Here is a 485-nt window from a genome sequence, read left to right on the forward strand (position 1 = left end):
CGATGAAGGCGGCGGGCGGGATGTCGGAATAGAGCCAGGCAGCCAGGATGCCGCCGCCGAGTGCGGCGAAATTGGCGATGATGGTCAGGCACGGCAAGGCGATGACCAGCGCCACGAGCCGCGGAAAGACCAGGACGCCGATCGGGTTGAGCCCGATGACCTTCAGCGCGTCGACCTCCTCGCGCATCTTCATCGAGCCGATCTCGGCGGTGATCGCGCTGCCGGAGCGGCCGGCGATCATGATCGCCGTCATCAGCACGCCGAGTTCGCGCAGGATCAGCACGCCGACGAGGTCGACGACGAAGATATCGGCGCCGAAATAGCTGAGCTGATAGGCGCCCTGCTGGGCGACGATGGCGCCGACGATCGCCGACATCAGCACCACCACCGGAATGGCGCCGACGCCCATACGGTCGATCTGGTTGAAAATCGCCGCCGGGTTGACGGCATGGCCACGGCCGAGCTTCATCTGCGCGCCACGGATG

At 66.2% G+C, this 485-nt stretch carries 1 protein-coding gene; it reads right to left on the reverse strand.

Annotation, left to right across the window (positions count from 1 at the left end):
* Nucleotides 1–485, reverse strand: a 485-nt coding sequence (locus ENZ75_RS33915) for an ABC transporter permease (RefSeq protein WP_206617195.1), incomplete at both ends; no start/stop codon positions are given.

It is taken from the genome of Mesorhizobium sp. M7A.F.Ca.CA.002.04.1.1, assembly GCF_004022805.1.
GTDB lineage: Bacteria > Pseudomonadota > Alphaproteobacteria > Rhizobiales > Rhizobiaceae > Mesorhizobium > Mesorhizobium ciceri.